Here is an 18,962-nt window from a genome sequence, read left to right as displayed (position 1 = left end):
AATCTTTGTAAAGATAAACCCAAATATACTAAAATAGACATAAATATAAGATTGTATAAGAAGTTAAAATATAATAGATTTGCACCATCATAATCGGTGGATGCATTTATGAGTCTTGCTTATGAAACCTGAGAAATTTCAAATTTGGACAAGATGCTAAGTGGAATCAAACGCCCGTCAGTAATGGCGTGGCGTCCGCTTACTCGTTCCAAGGGCTTCTCAGGGCCTCATAAGCGGTAGGTTGGATGTCACGCCATTGTTGATTTCTATATCTACAGATAGACTCGTTATCCCATAAAACGAGTACATGAAAAAAACAACAATCAAAAACATTATCACCGCCCCCGAGTAGCTCGGCCGGCTTCGCCAGATAAGATTTGGCCCTTACAACTGCGGATTGCGTGATGCCGATATATAACCTTATGATTTCTTCTTTCAAACGCGATCTGAATCTTTTATTAACTATTTACTAGTCTTTGTGACCGTTGAGTCATACTAGACCCTGAAGCATCTGATTTCTATCGGACAGGGGATGCTATGCTTATAGGTTGCGGTTTTAAACAGCTTAAAAATCTTCGATGTTTTTAAGCTGTTTTCAAAAAACCATTAACAAATAAATTATGAAAGCACTAAAATTACTGACGCAAGTCAAAACATATGTACCCTCCATCTACCGGGCACTGGCCAAGTACGCTTGCAACTTATACCGCAAGTGTACTAGCCAAGTGCTAAAACAGAATTCTTTACTTTCTGGAAACTTTATTCTAATCAAATTGACACCAACTTCTAAGTTTCTTCGACTGGGCTTCGACTTGGCCTCGGGATTTCATCGGGCCCAGTCGATGAAATCCCGAGGCCAAGTCGATGAAAACTTAAGTGGAAGGAGAAAATGGTTAGAAGAAAAGGTGAAGAAAGGTATTCCTAATACAGGAATACCTTTAGAAATACAAACACAAGATCTCAAGATTGGTACTAAGGCTAACCAATTTGACGATGTGTTCAATGCCCGCTATATACTTTCTCCTAACCGGGTTCGGACCTTGTTTTACCTCCGGCCGTCGTTGCAACGTATGTGCACCGTACCTCTCCCGTCCCTGCACCAGGAAAAGGACGGTGCAGCTGCTTTGCAAGTACTTTGCAACTACAGGGAAACTTACTACAGGGGTAAAAGAAGGTTAAAAGAAAGTGCGAATAAGGTTCGAACAGATGGCTTTGCTTTTTTTATGATTTTTTTTAATAATGTACTTGCTAAAATCATTCTGAAGGTACGGTCAGTTTACAGGTTATTCACTAACGCCCTACTGAAGTGGTACCGGAAAGGTACTGGAGATGTACTGGAGAGCTACCAAATAGATACTAACGGCAGTAGCTTGAATGCCGTCTTGAAGGCGACATCTGGTGAAGCCCCGTACTTCAATGGGCGAAGCGTAGATCAAGCGTCCGTAATGCGTTGCATATGCATAGATAAAGCATGGATAGTGCGTAAAACGGTATCCGTTTACACACTAATAACGCACTATCAACACTTTATACCTGCTTCATCCATACTTGATCTATACGCTAAAGGTGCTTCATTTCAAACGAGCGTTTTTAAGCATCTAAAATTATTAAGCTGGGTTAAGATGTGCTTTTGCTTTAATAGCCCTGTAAATCGCTTAAAACTCCTGTTAAATAACATGTTAAGTAGTGTTCACGATACTGGCAGTGAGTGGGTTGTTTATGAGTTTCGAAAATTGATGGGTATTTCTTTCAACGCATTGAGGAATATAAGGATTTATTCTTTACTAGTCCTTATGTTTTTCAATCTTCTTGATTGTTTTTTAATGGAATTGAAGAGCATCAGAACTTATTCGCTATTAGTCCTGATGGTTTCTATGTTTAGTTTATCAGCTCAGACGCCCCGCAAGGACAGCGGGGCTGATGGGTTATCTCATCTTATGGCGCTAAAGCCCGGAGACAAGATCCCCGATGCTGTTTGGAACCAAACATTGGAACTAAACTATTTTGATGGTAAAAAGAAAACAATCAAGTTTTCAGATCTGAAAGGAAAGTTGATCATATTGGATTTTTGGTCTACGGGATGCGCGGCCTGTATAGAAGGTATACCAAATATGGAGCTGATACAGGATCGATTTAAGGGTAAGGTCGAAATCATCATGGTCAATAGTAAGCGAAATAGGGATACACCTGAGCGAATTAAAAATCGTTTTAAAAAATATAGAGAAGATTTTAACTATACGCCCCGCTTGGCTACACTATTGGATGACACCGTGTTTACGAGGTTGTTTGAACATAACACGCTTCCCTCGCAGGCGATATTAAGCGGCGATGGAAAGTTTTTAGCAACTACCGGTGGAGCGCTTACCGACAGAAACTTAAACAGAGTACTTTATGAAAATAGTAATCCATTCGAACATATCGGTTCATATGTCAATTTATCGAGAGATTATAATGATGTGATAACAGATACAGTGGGTTTAAGTTATAGTTCATCCCTTTCGAAGAAGAGACCACATTATCTACCGGTCGGCCCCGGGATAAGCCATCCTAATGAAAACTCCTTGATGCAGATGGGAAATTTATCATTACAAAACTTTCTAAGCTATCTTTTTATGGAGGAGCTGGACGGTTTCTCCTGGAATGATTATGTTTTTGATCCACAGCTTGGGCAAAATTTTAAACAGAAGCTTTTCACAACTTCATCTGAAAATACGTATTGGTACCAATTATACAAGAATGCTGTTATCTCCGAAGATCGAGCTAAAAAGTTTGCCAGGCAAGATTTCATGCGATATTTCGAAGTGGGGGTACAGCGTAAAACAGATACGGCAGCCCTTTATCAGATTTCTTTTAACACAGCAATAAATAAGATTCAGACAAAAGGGAAAATGAGAATAATCCGGATTCAGGAGCTGGACGAAGAAAGTGTGTACCAGAATGTCCCGATTGACTTTTTCCTGCGAAATCTATTCTGTTATCTGGATCTTCCAATGTATAAATTTTCGAAAGAATCTTTCAAGATTGATATCACTTTGCCCAAAGGTTTTATTAATTGGACGGAAAGCCAAAAAGTAGCATTTCTTAAGGAACGGGGAATAGTGTTGACGCGCGTAAGAGAGAAAAGGGAGTTCCCATATATCTATTCACTTAAATAACGCTTAATATGAAATCGGTATATAGTATAATTGTGTTGATGCTTACTTTGTTGACAAATCTTTCCATGGCCCAAAAGAATAATTCCAGCGAATATGGGTCGGTGAGAGATCAAGAAAGTAGTGAAATTTTGATCGGTGTTACTTTCAGGGCCAAAGGAGGCGTATTCCTGGCAAAGTCTGACCTTAAGGGGCAGATAGCTTTATCACTATTTAAAAATGTAGATTCCTTAGTCGTAAGTTTTGTAGGTTATAAAGGAAGGACCATACCATCCGATTATTTCAAAAAATCAAATGAACTTTTCTTGGAAAGGCTTGATCAGTATTTAGAAGAGGCGGTAGTGAATACCGGTTATCAAAGTCTTAAACCGAATGAATTGACAGGATCTGTGGATGTAGTATCGAACAAAATGCTCAATCAACAGACAGGAACAAATATCTTACAGCGGCTCCGTAATATCGTTCCGGCTTTTCGATATGACAATAAGCCGGTTCAAAATTCCGATCTTAATAAATTGAATATTTCTGTCCGTGGCCTCAGCACAATCAATGGTAGTTTGGATCCTTTAATCGTATTGGATGGGTTTATTTATGAGGGTAATATGGATAACATCGATCCGAACAGTATCGAACAGATCTCTATTCTCAAAGATGCGGCAGCTAGCTCTATCTGGGGAGCTCGAGCTGGAAATGGTGTTATTGTTATTACAACTAAGAAGGGGGCATCGCGGGACGGGAGTACGAGAACAACTTTTAATTCGACCTTTTCCATTGAAAATAAACCTGATTACCAGAGCCTTTACACAGTAGACAATAGCACTTTTATGGACATTGAAAAGATGCTGTATCAAAATGGTTATTATAAAAATGCTTTAAATACAACTAAGTATATAGCAGTAACTCCATATGTGGATCTTCTGGACAAAAGAAGCAGAGGGCTTATCACAGAAAGTGATTCACTAAGGTGGACAGATTATTATAAAAGACAAAATGGAACACAGCATTATAGCAACAGTTTTCTCTCTAACCCAATTGTTCAGCAATATGCTTTGAACGTAAATGGTGGGAATCAATTGTATAGTTATGGATTTGGCTTAGGTTATACGCATAAATCAACGGAACTTGAAGCGCTGAACAAGAAATTAAATGTTCAGATGAATAATAGTTTCAGACCAACAGACCGGCTTCAGGTTGATGTTTCGTTACTTTTAACCGACCAGCATTCGGAGTCTGGAAAACCTGCATTGAGCACGCTTACTTATAATAGTAAGACTGTACCTTACCTGAGTTTTTATGGACCCGATGCAGAGGAGGTTCCTCTTGAAAAAGAATACAGAAAATTGTTTTTGGATCAAAATTATCATAAAGGCTATCTGGACTGGTCATATTATCCCTTATCTGATTATAAACATGCTACAAGTAATGCCAAGTTGCGGGAGCTATTTTCCACATTGGCAATTCGATACAGATTATCCTCATTTTTAGCGTTAAATCTGACAGGTCAGTACCAAAATCAGCGAATAGACAAAAGAAATCTGGATGATGAGCATAGTTATCTTGCTAGAAGAGCCATTAATCAGTACAGTGAAGTAAACCAACAGACGGGAACTGTTAAATACAATGTTCCTGTGGGCGGAATTTTGGGCAATAATACCTCCAATGGGACATCTTATACCTTGCGGTCACAGATAAATGTTAATAAGATAATAAATAAGCACCGAATTGTCGGTGTGATCGGGGCAGAAATACGCGAAAATAAGATTGAAGGGAATGCGTCAACTTCATATGGATATTATGATGATCCGTTGATGTCCAATCCGGTCGATTATGTGACCCGATTTAAAATCGTTCCTACCAATACAAGCAGGACAATAACAGGAGCACCTACTTACGAATACAGTAATAATAGATTTGTCTCTGTATATGCTAATTTTAGTTATACGTGGCAAGATAGGTATGGTCTTTCAGGAAGTTTTCGAAAGGACGGTGCAAATGTGTTTGGTGCTTCAACAAATGATAAGTGGTCACCTCTTTGGTCCACGGGCATCTTTTGGGATCTGGGTAAGGAACAATTTTTTAAACATATTAATCATACTGTGGACCAGCTAAAACTGAGGACAACTTATGGTACCAGTGGGAATGTAGACCTTCGAAAAACACGTGATCCTGTTGGTACGGTTGCAGTGGATCCTTATACCCGTTTTCCGACAGTGGTTATTGCTTCACTGAATGATCCTTCACTGCGATGGGAGAAAATTGCAACATTTAACGTGGGAATTGATTTTGCGTTATTCAATAGAAGAATTAATGGTTCAATGGACTGGTACCTCAAAACGGGTAAAGATCTTTATGGCCTCACAGATTACGACTACACCGCTTGGGGCTATCAGCGTACTATAACCAAGAATGTTGCTTCTATGCAGGGAAAAGGATTGGACATGTCTTTGAATACCCTGAATATAGATAGAACTGTAAAATGGTCATCGCGGGTACTGTTGAGTATAAACAAGAATAAAACCACTAAATATTTTAATGCCAATGGAAATAGTCTGTTAAACCTGATGACGGACGGAAGTGAAATTACACCGATGGTGGACTATCCGTTAAATGGACTCGGAGGTTTCAAATGGATGGGGCTTGATGCAGAAGGGAGAGGACAAGGACTGTTGGATGGTATCGCAAGTACAAATTATTCGGCGATCAGAAACTCAATTTCTTTACGTCCTGAAGATAACAATAGTATCGTGTTTGTTGGCTCTGCAAAACCTCAACTTTTTGGCAATATAATAAATACCGTTTCATGGAAGAATATGGAAGTATCTTTTAACATGAGCTATATGGGTGACTATTATTTCCGTAAGCCTGTTACATCATATGCCAGTTTATTCCAACGGGGACAGGCTTATCCTGATTTTGAACATCGGTGGAAGCAGGTGGGAGATGAGCAGCGTACAAATGTTCCCAAAATGAATTATCCTGTATTATCCGGTTCAGATTCATTCTATCAAGGCGCAGATATCAATATTCTGAAAGCTGATCATTTGCGTTTGGAATATATCTCTCTTGGCTGGAACAGAGAAATTACTATCAATAGCCGAAAGTCTAAAATGATGTTATATTTCAATGCGTCTAATCTGGGTGTCCTGTGGACCTCCAACCAATTGGGGATAGATCCTGAGTTCCCCTATAAATTATCTCCTCAGGCTGTTTACTCCATTGGATTTAAAGTAGATTATTAACCATAATAATATAGAAGATGAACCGATTAATGATTTTTAACGCAATAATATTATTGTCCCTGCTTGCTTCATGCAATAAATATCTTGATGTTAAATCAAACGGTACTTTTGTTGTACCCAACAATTTAGAAAGTTTACAGAAGATATTGGATGGATCCAATTACATCAATAGCAATATCTGTGCAATGGGCGAGGCGGCTTCTGATAATTATTTTTTGACTGCAGGTACATTTAATGCAATGAGTGAAGATTGGCGAAAGTTTTATCTATGGGACAACTATGAGTACACGTATGGAAATGATTGGGACCGAGCTTATTTAACAGTATATAATTGCAATCTGGTACTTGATGAGCTTAAGAAAATTGAAAGAAAACCCGAAAATGGAATCATGTACGATAACATAAAGGGAACTGCTTTGTTTTTTAGGTCAGTTCAATATCTCAGTTTGGTATGGACCTTTGCGAAAGCTTATGACCCTAATACAGCTGTTAATGAACTGGGTATTGTACTGCGGGGCTCCTCGGATTTTAATGAACTCTCATCTAGAGCCTCTGTTCAACAATGTTACGATCGGATAATAGCAGATTTAATAGAAGGAGAACGGTTGCTGCCCAATAATACAAGTCATGTGATGCGACCGAGTAAAATAAGTGCTAACGGTATGCTGGCACGTACTTTTCTTTCTATGCGCAAGTACGATGAAGCATTGAAATATGCTGATTTATATCTTTTACAAAAGAACGGTCTACTCGATTTTAATGATCAGTCTCATGTAGATTGGAGTAAGCAGTATTCATTTTCACAGTTTAATCATGAAACAGATAGTTATATGGAAATGAGTCCTAACGGTCTGATTGCTCAGAATTCAACTTTAGTTGATACTTTATTGTATCGTTCTTATAATGAAAATGATTTAAGAAAAAAGGCTTACTTTAAAAGTATGTCAGATGACTATATGTCTTTCGTTGGAAGTTATTCTTCCGGATCAGTATTATTTGCAGGTATTGCAACGGATGAAATGCTGTTGACACGGTCAGAATGCCTGGCAAGAGCAGGACGTGCAAGTGACGCACTGTTGGATCTAAATAAATTGTTGCAGAGCCGTTTTAGTACAGGAACATTTATACCAATAATGTTAGAAGATACTAAGGCTGTATTGCAGGTCATATTAAATGAGAGAAGAAAGGAATTGGTATTTAGAGGATTGAGGTGGATTGATATCAAGCGATTGAATAAGGAAGGGGCTGATATTAGTATAAAAAGGAGTATAGCCGGAAAGGATTATATGTTAAAAGCTAACGAAAATAGATTTGCATTGCCGTTACCTATGGATATTATAGCAGAGACGGGAATGCCACAAAACCCAAAATAAGGAGCGGCCCAGATGGGCCGCTTCTATTTACCTATTCTTTTAGGGAGTAGCTCCTTTATTGATAGGTTTGAAAAGTGATGTGCTCGTCCCGCCTGTTCTAGTTGGGATATAGCCTTGTGGAGTAGAAGTAGCTCCAAGTTGAATTTTCGACGGATTTATTTCGTCATTTGAATTTAGATCAAGCTCATCTACTTCTTGTGAACAAGCTTGCTGATTTACATTGTTACAACTACCTTCATTTGGCGTAGTTGTCCAAAGTGATTCGTCCGCAACCTCAGCTGGGTCGGTTACATCACCATGAAAATAAACCATTACAGGGCTTAATTTTTTCCCTGAATAAACCTCAGCACTTTTAAATGCTGAAAAACCGAAAATCATGGCTCCTCCTAATATCATGTAGCCATAATTGTTTAAAAATTTGGTTAGCATACTGCTATCCTCCTTTCTGTATTGCAGACCAATAACGGGTTAGTAATTGTACCGGCCTGCAAACCTTTGGTAAAAAATTGTCGGTACGGTTCTAAGTACCAATCATATGTGGACGCCAGTAAGCCTTTTAAGGGGCTCATGACGGTATTATGCTCTTGATCATAGAGGCTGTCTGGTGTATGCCAATGATTTATTGTTCGGATACGGGTTGCACTATTGTAGGTATAGGAACCAATGGCAAGAAAGCCGATCAGTAGTAGCGCAATGCTGGTTTTACCATCTAAGCCTGTCTTTTGCGTGTGTTTAATGGAAGATTTATTTATTACCCATCCAAGTATCGATAAAGCTAGGATAACGCTGTTGATCACGAGATGTGTGTTCCAAGAGACGTTGCTCAAAAAGCTGCTGCACATGCATGGTTTCTGCTCATATACATTTAATACACCTAACGCGATATAGACTGTAAAGACTGAAATAAGTAGGATTGAAGCTTTCCAGCCCCAAGACTGTACTTTCTGTGATGGAAATGCTAACAATAAGCCTAGACTTACTTCTAATACCGGCAGTAACCAGAAAAGTACAGGTGCAAAATAGCTGATAATGGGCTGCTGTGTTAGTGCGATCTTAAAAGCATTGAGCTGCCATACTTTGTCTATACCGACATAGATCCAAAAAAGGAGCATCACTATCCGTAGTAGCCCATATATTATATTGATGTTTTTATTAGTGTCCATAGCATCAATTATTTATTTATGCTGTTTTACTATTTATTTCCTAACCGTTACTATTTATAGCAGGCGTTTTACTATTTATTTTTAAAAACAGGGCGCCACTGTCCTTTACTCCCCGTTGTGACGGGGCGACCTGTTTAAGCGTCAGCTTCTGCTTATTCGTACGCTTCAAAACAAAGATAAATCGGATAATGGCGTTGCGTAGGGGCAGTGAATAGGGTATTCTATACCCGATATAGGGCTCAAATGGTATTTAAAGTGGGGTAGAGGGGTAGTGTGTAGGAAACGGGGCTTTTTACCCTGTATTTTATAATCAGCTCTACAGACAGCTGGAGCTTGTTTTTAAGGATTAGCTGACCGGTTGGTGTAGGGGTAATGGGGGTATACCCCTACTTTTTTATACTTATCTGTTTAAATCTGGAAAACTATCGTCCAATTCCTTCAGCATCGCTTTTAATCTTCGTTGTACGCTGACCGCTGCATCATATTCGGCACTTTTATCCATTTTGGTCAGGCTATGGGGAGATAGTAATGTTCCTTCTCTGGTTTTAACCAATTTAGAAAATTCACTGGCAACTTCTTTTTTTTCTGGTGATTGCGTGATTTTGGCTTTGACACAGAGATGCATCCAGATCTTAAGTTCTTTGCCATTCAAGTTGCTATGGAGGTATTGTTCTGTTTGATCTAAAGCTAAATTGTTTGTCCGGCTGGTTTCTGTTTGTACATATTCGCACATCAGTTTGAGTAAACTGGTGCTATTGTTATTGTAAGCAAAGCCCCGAATACAGGAGAAATGTTTGGGAAAGCGCAACATCCCCTCCATAAACGATGGATCGTCCATATACATTTCTTTCCAGCGGTTGAAAAATCCCATATGGTTAAAATTGAAGTTGATCATCAATACCAAAAAGCGAAATTGCCAGTTTTTATTGTTGCGGTCGTCTTTGGCCAGTTGGTGCAGTGCATCCACAAACTGGATGATATAATCTTGGTGCCGATATTGGATATAAGGGATCTTACCTTCTTCAAAAAGACTGTTAATCGCGGAAAGGATTTCGTCCAGGTATACCTGAGGGATCTGCTTATTTGCTAATCTGTCAAATATGCTTTGGATATGATTATCGACATATGTCCTGATCTTGTTGCGATAATGACTAGGAAGCGCTGTACTGGGATCGATATCGTTTTTAAACAGAAATTCAATCCGCTCGAGCAGTTCTTCTAGGGCTGATAAAGCACTGCGATCTTCTATATTTCGATCCAAACAGAAGCCATTGAGTTTCTGGTGCAGACGAAGTAATTGCGTGTGGTATAAGCGTACCGCCTGACGACCGGTATCGACGCTACCCGCCTGACGATAGGCGTGCAAGGACTCAGAAAAATTATCGGAACAGGCTACTGAAATGGAATATAACCGAGATGGTATTTCCTTCGCGTGTAGACGTTCGAGGGTTTCTACCTGTATTGTAAGGGACTGTAGACTTACGATCATTTATACCTCCTTTTGATATCTTTATGGTACCAAGGCCAGCCGTATGTACCTGGGTGCACCTGCAGTATAAGTGTATCACCTTCTTTGCTGCGCTCATGCAATCTGGGATTGACATCCATAGAAACATGGTGATCTTTACCGTCAAGATGGAATGAAAACCATAGTTCATGAATATCACAACAGGCTGGGCATTTTTGGATCACGACTGCTGGAATGTGTACCGATTTTGCATTTGGTATATGTTGACAGTTATTCAAGATCAGGATCATACGTATATACCAGGTGCAGGTAATAATCATGATCGGAAATTGAATACAGCAGATCTTGATCAGGTTTGTATTTTTATAAAATAACAAATATGCAAGACTACATAGACCTAAAGCTAAGGCTATTCCGTATTGTAAAGCTTTCCAAAACGGCTGTGAAACCAATAGCAACTTATAGGGCAGACGATCAAAAACTGAAATACTGCTGATCATCATGCAGATAAAAAAAATAAAGAAAAGTTGCATCACGACCTGATGACTGCGAATCTCCAAACAAGGAATCAGCAAAACAAGGATGCCAATACTGTAGACCTGTAAATAGAATGTTGATGCTAAAAAAAGTCCATACAATGTGACTAAGACTGCTAGTATGATAAGTATATAATTGCGACTGAACAAGCTGAAATTTTTGTTTATTATTCTCATATGCAGCGATTTATATCATTTGTTTATTGTGAATTAAAATTACCCATAAACACAGCTATTATGTCTAAATGTTATATATATTTCAATAGGAGCATATTTTTTACATTAAGAGTCTTCTTTTCCCAATAAGAACCGGAATTACAACAACGAAGGGAGTTATTTTTTTGATTTAAGATACTTATTGCCACTTTCTGATGAATAGGTTTGCTACGTTTTCCTAATTAAGTATACTGCTTATCGAAATATTGGCTAAATTTAGATAACGAAAAATTCTTACTAACAAGAAATTTCATAATACACTGATATCATAGCTGTTTAATAATTTAGCAGCTATGGGGCAGTGTGCTATTAAAACTATTAATTATGAAAAGTAGCCAATTGATCATGTATCCCAAGGGTACGGAAGTATACGTGCATTATCCAGATTTTATTTGGTTATGTATTGCTTCTTTTGCCTTTGGCGGTGTATGCTGGTATCTGGGTTACCTTGGGGCTGCTGCTGCCTGGCTTGAAAACACCTCGGTCGTTGTCAGCTATCTGTTTTATGTATTGATCGTATTCCTAGCTTTCTTTTATATCCGGGCATTGATCATCGTACTTGATAGAAAGCAGAACTGGTTACTGAATCCACAAAAACGTTTTGCTACCCAACTTTTCACTTGCTGTTTACTGCCTACACTATTTTTATTTGGGGTGATTAGACCTGTGGCTATACCGAAGGATGAGTGGCTCTGGCTTCCGCTATTGGTGATTTTTGGCGGTGTCCTGTTCTTGAATATCTTGTATACCAGCTGTTTTTTTGTTGCTCTCGATCATAAAAGGAGGTGCTCTATTCTTGAATTAGAGCGGATGGTACTGCATCGGGATCTAAAGATTTCAAATCTAAATGAACAGTTACAAAGCATGTCATCGATTGAAAATGAGGCCGAAGAAATTACTGTGGCAGAGGGGGCTGAAAAGGAAACGGATCTAACGGAAGAAATAGATCTTTCTCGTGTAAAATCAATCGATCCAGAGCAGGAGGAATTTTTACTCAACAACAGATTTCTCACTCAAAAAATTATGTATTCCGAACTAGGTCTATTTGCATTTGAAAACAATAATAATACGCCGATCGTACAGCTTTACCTAAAGACGGATATGGGTGAGCGTATTGCCTGTGAGCAACGGAGCTTAAATGAAGTGGTACGTGACACAAATGGATTTGTACAGAAGATAGGCCGCTATCATGCAGTAGCTGCCGATATGATTCAATCTTGCAATCTCTTAAAAGGGGGAAGGCTTCGGATTGTACTGAAAGTTCCTTTCGAAGGGAAGGTCGATTTTGAGGTATCAGCAAAAATTGCTAGACGTATCAAGGGCTGGGTCATGCTTCAGGTGCCTATTGAAAAGGAATAATTTACTGAAATATAAACGTTTTAAAATAACGGATTATGGAAACATTAAAGGGGAGAAGATGGAAATGCCGTGCAACTGGAAAAGTTGGATTTCCATCAATGATCGAAGCACAGGGGGCAATGCTCCAATTTAAATTCAAATCACGGATTAGAAACAAGACGGACGGAAAGCGTATCAAACATCGGATGGGAAAATATGCTTGCAAGAGAGCTTACTATTGCAAGCTCTGCAGGGGATATCACATCACCAAATGGGATACAACTCATTTTAATAATTATAAAACTAAAGTTGAATCTTGGGAGATAAAAGATATTCATGGAAGTTGGAATTATTTAATGGAATAGTTTTGTGAGCGGGATTGTGTTATAAGTTTGGCAAAAAATAGCGTAAGTTGCCAAACTTATATTTGATTGTTATCAGGGATTTAATTTTAAAGGGTATTATAGGATTATACAGTGACCAAATAAATATTGCCATCATATTAAATAAGCTTATATTTATCGAATGAAAAAATATTTAGTACTTATAAGTCTATTTTTTTTCTCCGTAATGTCAGTAAGAGCACAAAATGCTAAGCTAGTTGGAGAGCGGGAGATTTCAGTTTATAAAGTTATAGCTAAGACATCTGATGGAATTATCAAAGGTATTTTGCAAAAAGCTACACCCGATCAGGTTGAGATAATGACTGATAAAGGGATCAATGCAATTAAGCCAGAGTCCCTTAAGTCCTTAAAAATTAAATTTGATAAAAAGAAAAATGTTCCCGTTTTTCGGCATATTGCACAATCGGCTGTTGACGTAATCGCTGATCCAAAGTATACAAACACAGTAAATAATACTGGAAAGAATATATATGGTAATCAGATAGTGATTGATGAGCAGGAAACTCCATTAGGCGATAGATTATTAGTGGGGAGCGCTATGATGGCAGGTGCAGTTCTTGGGAATGAGCTGGTAAAACTTGTTCCTCCGGCGACCATTGAAACATTTAAAATAGCTTATTCAAAAGAAAAGTATAAAAACCTGTATGATGATCTGTTAATGTATACTGTCGACATACAGTCTTCATATGAGTATGAACTTTTAATGAAAGAAAAGTTAATAAAAGCAATGAATAAAAATATAGCAAATTAAGTTCTAGTACAGCTAATTACATTTTAATCGATTTTTTTTTAGTTAATTCATTGAATCCTTTCTAAGGTCGAGGTGAGTCATATTAGGATACTATTCCTTACAAACCTATTAATTTCCCATATAATATTTTTATACCACTGTCTCTGTAAAAAGAATAAGTAGTATAATATGAATTGTATAACAGATTGGTTCTGTTCTTTTGTGGATAGTAAATACTTATACCGCAAAAATCATTGACAGTTTTACCATTAAATGAGGGTGTATTGCCTATATAGGAGAGACTTTCATCTAGTTTTTTTTTGAATGACTTTACTTCATCTGCATTAAAATTAGTTTTTATAAAGCTTAATAGATCATAGGCCTCGTAGTCGACATTATCGTCAAAGACTAACTGCTGAACGTTATCTATTCTTAGATCTTTATTAGAATTTTTTATTAAAATTCTTTTAAGATCATCAATGACTTGGTTAAGAGCTTCGGTTTTGATCATTGCAACATTTGCGGATTGAAACCTACCATGCTGTTTATCATAAAAGGATATATATTCTTTACAGATCTTAATAAGCCCTTCTTCATTTTCAAAGAATAGATTTGCTACCTTTTCATAAGGAAATCCGAAAGAAATAACTTCTGATGGTGAGGCAATTATATATTTTGCGCTATTTTTCAATTCATAAAGTACTTCTATACTTGACATGTAGCATGCATCGAATAATATAAAATCTAATTTAATATCTGATAGAGCAATTCGTAGATCTTTTATTGAAAGTTCTTTTCCTTCATCCTGTCCGAATGACCTAAATTTTATATCATTTTCGGGAAACCAAGATGTGCCATGAGAAGACATTACGAGTGAATATGTTTTTGCTTTGTGTAATTTTTTTACTTCATTGATAACGTTTTTTAAAGTATTTGGAGAAGACGAATTCATATCATAATAAGTTTTTAAGGTATCACTTTTACCATCCCCTTTACTATTTATATCTATTAAATGCGACTTATGTCGATCTGTTTTGACATAAACAAGTAGCTTCTGATTCTCCTTTTTTGTATACCCTTCTTCCATCCGAATGATTGCATTTTCAATATCTTGTCGTAAACTGTTATTCCCAGCCATGTAGGTAATCACTACTTTTTCTATTTGCGGTTGTGCATCTTCTGATTTATCACAAGAAGTTATACAGAGGAATAAAATTATAAATAAGATTAATTTTTGCATATATGAAAGAATATAGTTTACTTTGCGCAAACTTACAATTAAATAAAGATATTATGAAGATAAAGTTTGCGTTATTGGCTTTGGCTATTACCCTGGGGTCTTGTGGGAAGGAAAAATTCTTGTCTGGGGAAAAGCAAGAAGAGTTGACGCTAAATGAGAAAAGAAAGATATTTTCTTCTGCAGTTGAACTTAATAATTATTTTGACACTTTTAAAAGAGATTCTATTAAATTTAGAAGTAGCGATGATGCTGATTTTAATACTCCAGTAATGACGTTGGTTGAAGATGCTGCAGGAGCATCAATATTCAATGAAAATGGAGAGGTAACAGTTGCCGACATCACATATAAAATCACTAACGTTGGTACTTTTTATGCTAAAAATGAAGATTTTCAAAAAGTAGCTCATTTTATCGAAAAAGACATTACACTTCGTAATAAATTACAACAGGAAGATGATGCAGCAGTCCCTGAGATCCTTTATGTCAATAAACCGGATTTGAGCAAAGCAGTGTTAGTAAATGAAAAGTTGAATATCTATCGTCTGGCTGAAGGAGTTTTTTTTAAAGATGGTATAGAAGATACGGAAGAAAACGAGTTAGATGCTGATAAAAATAGTATGTTGTCGGGAGGGGCAACTCCAATGTTTAGATCAAGTGCAAATAATTATAATATTCCAGATGTATTTGATGGGGTAAGTTTTTCAAATGCTATTACAAAAGAATTCACAGATAAAAATGGTGAAGTCTTAAATAATTTTGGTAAAAAAGATCGATTAGTGGTACAGATAAAATCAAAGAATTTCGTTATTTTCTCGTACATGAAAACAGTAGTAAGGATCGACCATAAAAAGAGCTTATGGTTTGGTTGGAGAACATTACAAAATTACGATGATCTAAGGGCTGGTTTTGTTAATCTCGTATTAGATTTTGATCTTCCTCACTTAAATGATGCGTTCCTTAATCAAGGGAAAGCTCCAGATCCTATTGATAATGGGGTAAATCCATATTTAAAAACTATTGGCAATGTTAGTCTGGATGATGATTACTTTGATCTGTACAGACTTACTGATGTTTTAAGATTACCTGATCTCCCTTTCAACTTAAGAGGTCAAATAGAAAATCTGCTTGAAAGTCCAGAATCTTTTTATTCTAATATTCTGAATCAGCAGAAAAACCAATTAGTGAGCAAAATTACTAATTATATGAAAACTAAAATAGATCCGATGGTTAGTAAAAATAATTTTAGCTTTGTTATACCGCAAAATAATAGCTTAGTTACTGTTCCACTTCTAGAAAAGAGAAAAACATCCCGAGGAGCAATTATTGAATTGAAAGAGGTTCAGACTGCAATTGTTAGTATCAAATCAAATGGTAATAATACAAGTGTTGGTGGTGCACCATCAAAAAATCCAAAGATAATATCAGGTGCCATTTTTGGCGCTGGGAAATTAAATGGTCAATGGAAAACAGGAGTACTTGTTAAAAATAAAAAATAGCGAAAAATTAATATTTATGAAGATTTATATATTGACAGTTGTATCGTTGTTCACTTTTATAGTAACTAATGCTCAGAGTAAACTTGTACAGTCTTTGGACAGGGTAAATCTAAATGTGTTTACGACAGGAATAAACTATTCAAAAGAAATGCCCATTGCTAATAAATCAACAATAGAGGGGGCAGTAGGAATATCTTCTACTTATTATGTAGATGACTTTGCCTTGCAATTTAGAGCTGGAATATCGGTAGATTATAAATTTTACTATAATATTGACCGTAGAAACGAAAAAGGTAAAAATATAAAGGGCAATAGTGCTTCCTTTATCGGAGCGACTGCTTTTTCTGACCTTTTTCCTCTTAATAATTTGGAGCAGTCGAGTAACGAAAACTTTCTTTTTGGGGGTGCTGTATTTTGGGGAATCCGTCAGCAGATCAAAGAAAGCGGTTTTCAGGTGAATTTTCTTGCAGGACCATCTCTGGCAATGAAAGACTTTACCGGACACAACCCATCGCTATATATCAGAACAGGGGTATCCTACATCTTTTAAGTTAATCAGGAACCGATTACCTTAGTAATCCTTGCTTTCTATATTTTTAAAACCAATATAGAAGGCAAGGATATTTTTTTCGCCTGTTTTTCTTATAATCTTATTTATCAGATACTTAATTACCTTTGAAACTATTGCTAGTGATTTGGAGGAGTTAATGATCAATGCTATATAAAATTGCTATCTTGTTAAGATGAAGAGATTTATTATTGTTCCTATTATGGTATTCATATTATTTTCTTGTCGGAATAGTAATAATACAGTAAAAAGTAAAGAAATCACTAAAGAGAAAGAGCCATATTTTAGACCTGATTACCATTATGCTCAACAGACGCCTGATAGTTTAAGAACTCCAGAACAAAATGCTTTGCTAAAAAAGCTTTCGATTGTGCTTTATGAAAATCTTGCTGTAAAAGACAACAAAATGGTTTTCAACTTAAGTGAAAAAGAGTTTGTAGCTAAAGGAATTCCTGTTGAATATTACGAATTAATTCAAAAAGATTTGATAAATAATAACAAATTTTTCAAAGAAAACAATTATACGAACGTAGATTCAATTTTAATAGAATCTAACAAACAGATCAAAAAATCTATAGACCTCCAGTGATTAGATTTCTCTAATTATCCCAAAAACGGATGTTTCCAAGGTGCCCGATAAGGTCTTCTTAATAATTTGGTTGCTTCAGGATCATCAATGCATATTTTTTTAATAGGGTCGTAGACCAATGGTCTGTTCAATAACATGGATAGATTGGCCAGAATACAACTTGCCGTTGAGATATGTCCTTCTTCAATATCAGCAATAGGGAGATGGTCATTTTCAATCGCAGATAAAAGATTCAGCATATGTTGGCGGGTAGCAGGAGCGGTGTGCAGTTCGATTCTGGGTTCATTGAGATCTGCTGGAAATTTTTCTTTCTCATAAATCACATCCATCGCAATACGCTCTCCTTTACCAACCGGAATAAACTCATATTTCATGACACTGCCTTTTAAAGTACCTTTTTCTCCATAGATAACAAATGCCCAAGGGTATTCTGGATCTGCAGGAGTTCCCCAGGACCGCATCTGCCAAACGCAATTTAAGTCAGGATATTCAAATATAGCAGTCTGTGTATCCGCAATATTGGATTTTCCGCCTTTTTGCACAAATATACCGCCTGTTGAAGTAATCTTTTCTGGCCATTTAAGTCCTAAAAGCCAACGAACAGTGTCGAACATATGCATACCCATATCGCCGGTAATGCCATTACCATACTCCATGAAAGTGCGCCACCAGCCACCATGTGGTAAACCATCATAAGGACGCAATGGAGCCGGGCCTGTCCACATTTCATAATCCAGAAAGTCAGGGACAGGTTCTACTGGAGGATTTCCATTTTTACGCATATGATAATAACAGCACATCTCGACATGTGATATTTTACCAAGCAGTCCTTGATCTATGATTCTGTTTTTAGCATCTATAAGGTGGGCTGTACTTCTTCTCTGTGTACCTACCTGTACTTTTTTATTGTGTTTTCTTGCTGTGCTCAGTATCGCTTCGCCTTCAAGAACATCAATACTAATGGGTTTTTGGAGATAAAGATGTGCACCAGAACTTATGGTGTCGATAGCTTGTTGCGCATGCCAGTGATCGGGAGTTCCGATGAGTACCAGATCCAGTTTATGTGCGTCGAGCATTGCTCTGTAATCACTGTAAAGTTTTGGTACTTTTCTGGATATTTGGCGTTCACTGATCAATTTTCCAGCTTCTGCCAGATGTTTGCTGTCCACATCACAGACTGCTACAACATCAATATCTCGTACCTGCATGAGTCTAAATAGATCGCTTTTCCCGTACCAACCGGCTCCAATCAATCCGACCCGCATATTTTTAAGTGTACTTGTAGAGGAAACCCCTTTTGCTTGAAGAGCAGATAAAGTTAAAACAGCAGTAGCACCTTGAATAAATTTTCTACGGTTCAGGTTGAAATCAGGCATAATTTGTTGGTTTATGTTTTATTTAGAGAAAACAGAGAACTGATCAAAATGTTTATTTTATTATTATTTCGCAA

General features: G+C 37.1%; 15 protein-coding genes. 9 read left to right on the top strand and 6 right to left on the bottom strand.

Annotated elements, in window-relative coordinates:
* Positions 1–620 precede the first annotated feature (620 nt).
* From JAZ75_RS05885 to JAZ75_RS05875, 3 genes are read left to right on the top strand one after another with little or no spacing between them, the layout of a single operon-like run.
* Entirely contained in the window at positions 621–3,155 is a 2,535-nt protein-coding gene (locus JAZ75_RS05885) for a TlpA family protein disulfide reductase (protein ID WP_208700578.1), read from the top strand.
* A gap of 8 nt (positions 3,156–3,163) precedes the next feature.
* A complete protein-coding gene (locus JAZ75_RS05880) occupies positions 3,164–6,391 on the top strand; it encodes a SusC/RagA family TonB-linked outer membrane protein (protein ID WP_208700575.1) in 3,228 nt (1,075 codons plus the stop codon).
* 17 nt (positions 6,392–6,408) lie between these two features.
* Complete coding sequence (locus JAZ75_RS05875; protein WP_208700573.1) at positions 6,409–7,764, top strand: RagB/SusD family nutrient uptake outer membrane protein; 1,356 nt, start codon at positions 6,409–6,411, stop codon at positions 7,762–7,764.
* A gap of 39 nt (positions 7,765–7,803) precedes the next feature.
* On the opposite strand, the gene JAZ75_RS05870 is transcribed toward JAZ75_RS05875, so the two are convergent.
* The 4 genes from JAZ75_RS05870 to JAZ75_RS05855 form a co-directional block, all read right to left on the bottom strand.
* Positions 7,804–8,160 (bottom strand): hypothetical protein, encoded by a 357-nt coding sequence (locus tag JAZ75_RS05870; protein WP_208700571.1) that lies wholly within the window; start codon positions 8,158–8,160, stop codon positions 7,804–7,806.
* 26 nt (positions 8,161–8,186) lie between these two features.
* Positions 8,187–8,927 (bottom strand): MauE/DoxX family redox-associated membrane protein, encoded by a 741-nt coding sequence (locus tag JAZ75_RS05865; protein WP_208700569.1) that lies wholly within the window; start codon positions 8,925–8,927, stop codon positions 8,187–8,189.
* 400 nt (positions 8,928–9,327) lie between these two features.
* The gene (locus JAZ75_RS05860) at positions 9,328–10,416 is read right to left on the bottom strand and encodes a hypothetical protein (RefSeq protein WP_208700567.1); all 1,089 of its coding nucleotides are present in this window, start codon (positions 10,414–10,416) and stop codon (positions 9,328–9,330) included.
* Entirely contained in the window at positions 10,413–11,108 is a 696-nt protein-coding gene (locus tag JAZ75_RS05855) for a hypothetical protein (RefSeq protein WP_208700565.1), read from the bottom strand. The genes JAZ75_RS05860 and JAZ75_RS05855 overlap by 4 nt, the downstream gene beginning before the upstream one ends.
* A 363-nt stretch (positions 11,109–11,471) precedes the next feature.
* Between JAZ75_RS05855 and JAZ75_RS05850 the strand changes: the two genes are divergently transcribed.
* The 3 genes from JAZ75_RS05850 (at position 11,472) to JAZ75_RS05840 (ending at position 13,640) form a co-directional block, all read left to right on the top strand.
* A complete protein-coding gene (locus JAZ75_RS05850) occupies positions 11,472–12,506 on the top strand; it encodes a hypothetical protein (RefSeq protein ID WP_208700563.1) in 1,035 nt (344 codons plus the stop codon).
* Positions 12,507–12,541: 35 nt separating this feature from the next.
* Entirely contained in the window at positions 12,542–12,850 is a 309-nt protein-coding gene (locus JAZ75_RS05845) for a hypothetical protein (RefSeq protein WP_208700561.1), read from the top strand.
* Between the two features lie 160 nt (positions 12,851–13,010).
* Positions 13,011–13,640: a hypothetical protein gene (locus tag JAZ75_RS05840; protein WP_208700560.1), complete on the top strand. Its 630-nt coding sequence runs from the start codon at positions 13,011–13,013 to the stop codon at positions 13,638–13,640.
* Between the two features lie 97 nt (positions 13,641–13,737).
* Here JAZ75_RS05840 and JAZ75_RS05835 read toward each other — a convergent pair whose 3' ends face one another.
* Positions 13,738–14,859, bottom strand: a complete 1,122-nt coding sequence (locus JAZ75_RS05835; protein WP_208700557.1) for a clostripain-related cysteine peptidase — start codon at positions 14,857–14,859, stop codon at positions 13,738–13,740.
* A 2-nt stretch (positions 14,860–14,861) separates the two neighbouring features.
* Between JAZ75_RS05835 and JAZ75_RS05830 the strand changes: the two genes are divergently transcribed.
* The 3 genes from JAZ75_RS05830 (at position 14,862) to JAZ75_RS05820 (ending at position 17,512) form a co-directional block, all read left to right on the top strand.
* Positions 14,862–16,355: a hypothetical protein gene (locus JAZ75_RS05830; RefSeq protein WP_208700556.1), complete on the top strand. Its 1,494-nt coding sequence runs from the start codon at positions 14,862–14,864 to the stop codon at positions 16,353–16,355.
* A gap of 16 nt (positions 16,356–16,371) precedes the next feature.
* Positions 16,372–16,905, top strand: coding sequence for a hypothetical protein (locus JAZ75_RS05825; RefSeq protein WP_208700554.1), 534 nt, complete (start codon positions 16,372–16,374; stop codon positions 16,903–16,905).
* A 193-nt stretch (positions 16,906–17,098) separates the two neighbouring features.
* Positions 17,099–17,512: a hypothetical protein gene (locus tag JAZ75_RS05820; RefSeq protein WP_208700553.1), complete on the top strand. Its 414-nt coding sequence runs from the start codon at positions 17,099–17,101 to the stop codon at positions 17,510–17,512.
* Between the two features lie 14 nt (positions 17,513–17,526).
* Here the strand turns inward: JAZ75_RS05820 and JAZ75_RS05815 are convergent, their stop codons facing one another.
* Entirely contained in the window at positions 17,527–18,888 is a 1,362-nt protein-coding gene (locus JAZ75_RS05815; RefSeq protein ID WP_208700551.1) for a Gfo/Idh/MocA family protein, read from the bottom strand.
* Positions 18,889–18,962 lie beyond the last annotated feature (74 nt).

This window comes from Sphingobacterium sp. UDSM-2020 (assembly GCF_016132525.1).
Classification (GTDB): domain Bacteria; phylum Bacteroidota; class Bacteroidia; order Sphingobacteriales; family Sphingobacteriaceae; genus Sphingobacterium; species Sphingobacterium anhuiense.
Note: the sequence above shows the minus strand (reverse complement) of the source record. Positions and strands in the feature narration are given on the sequence as shown.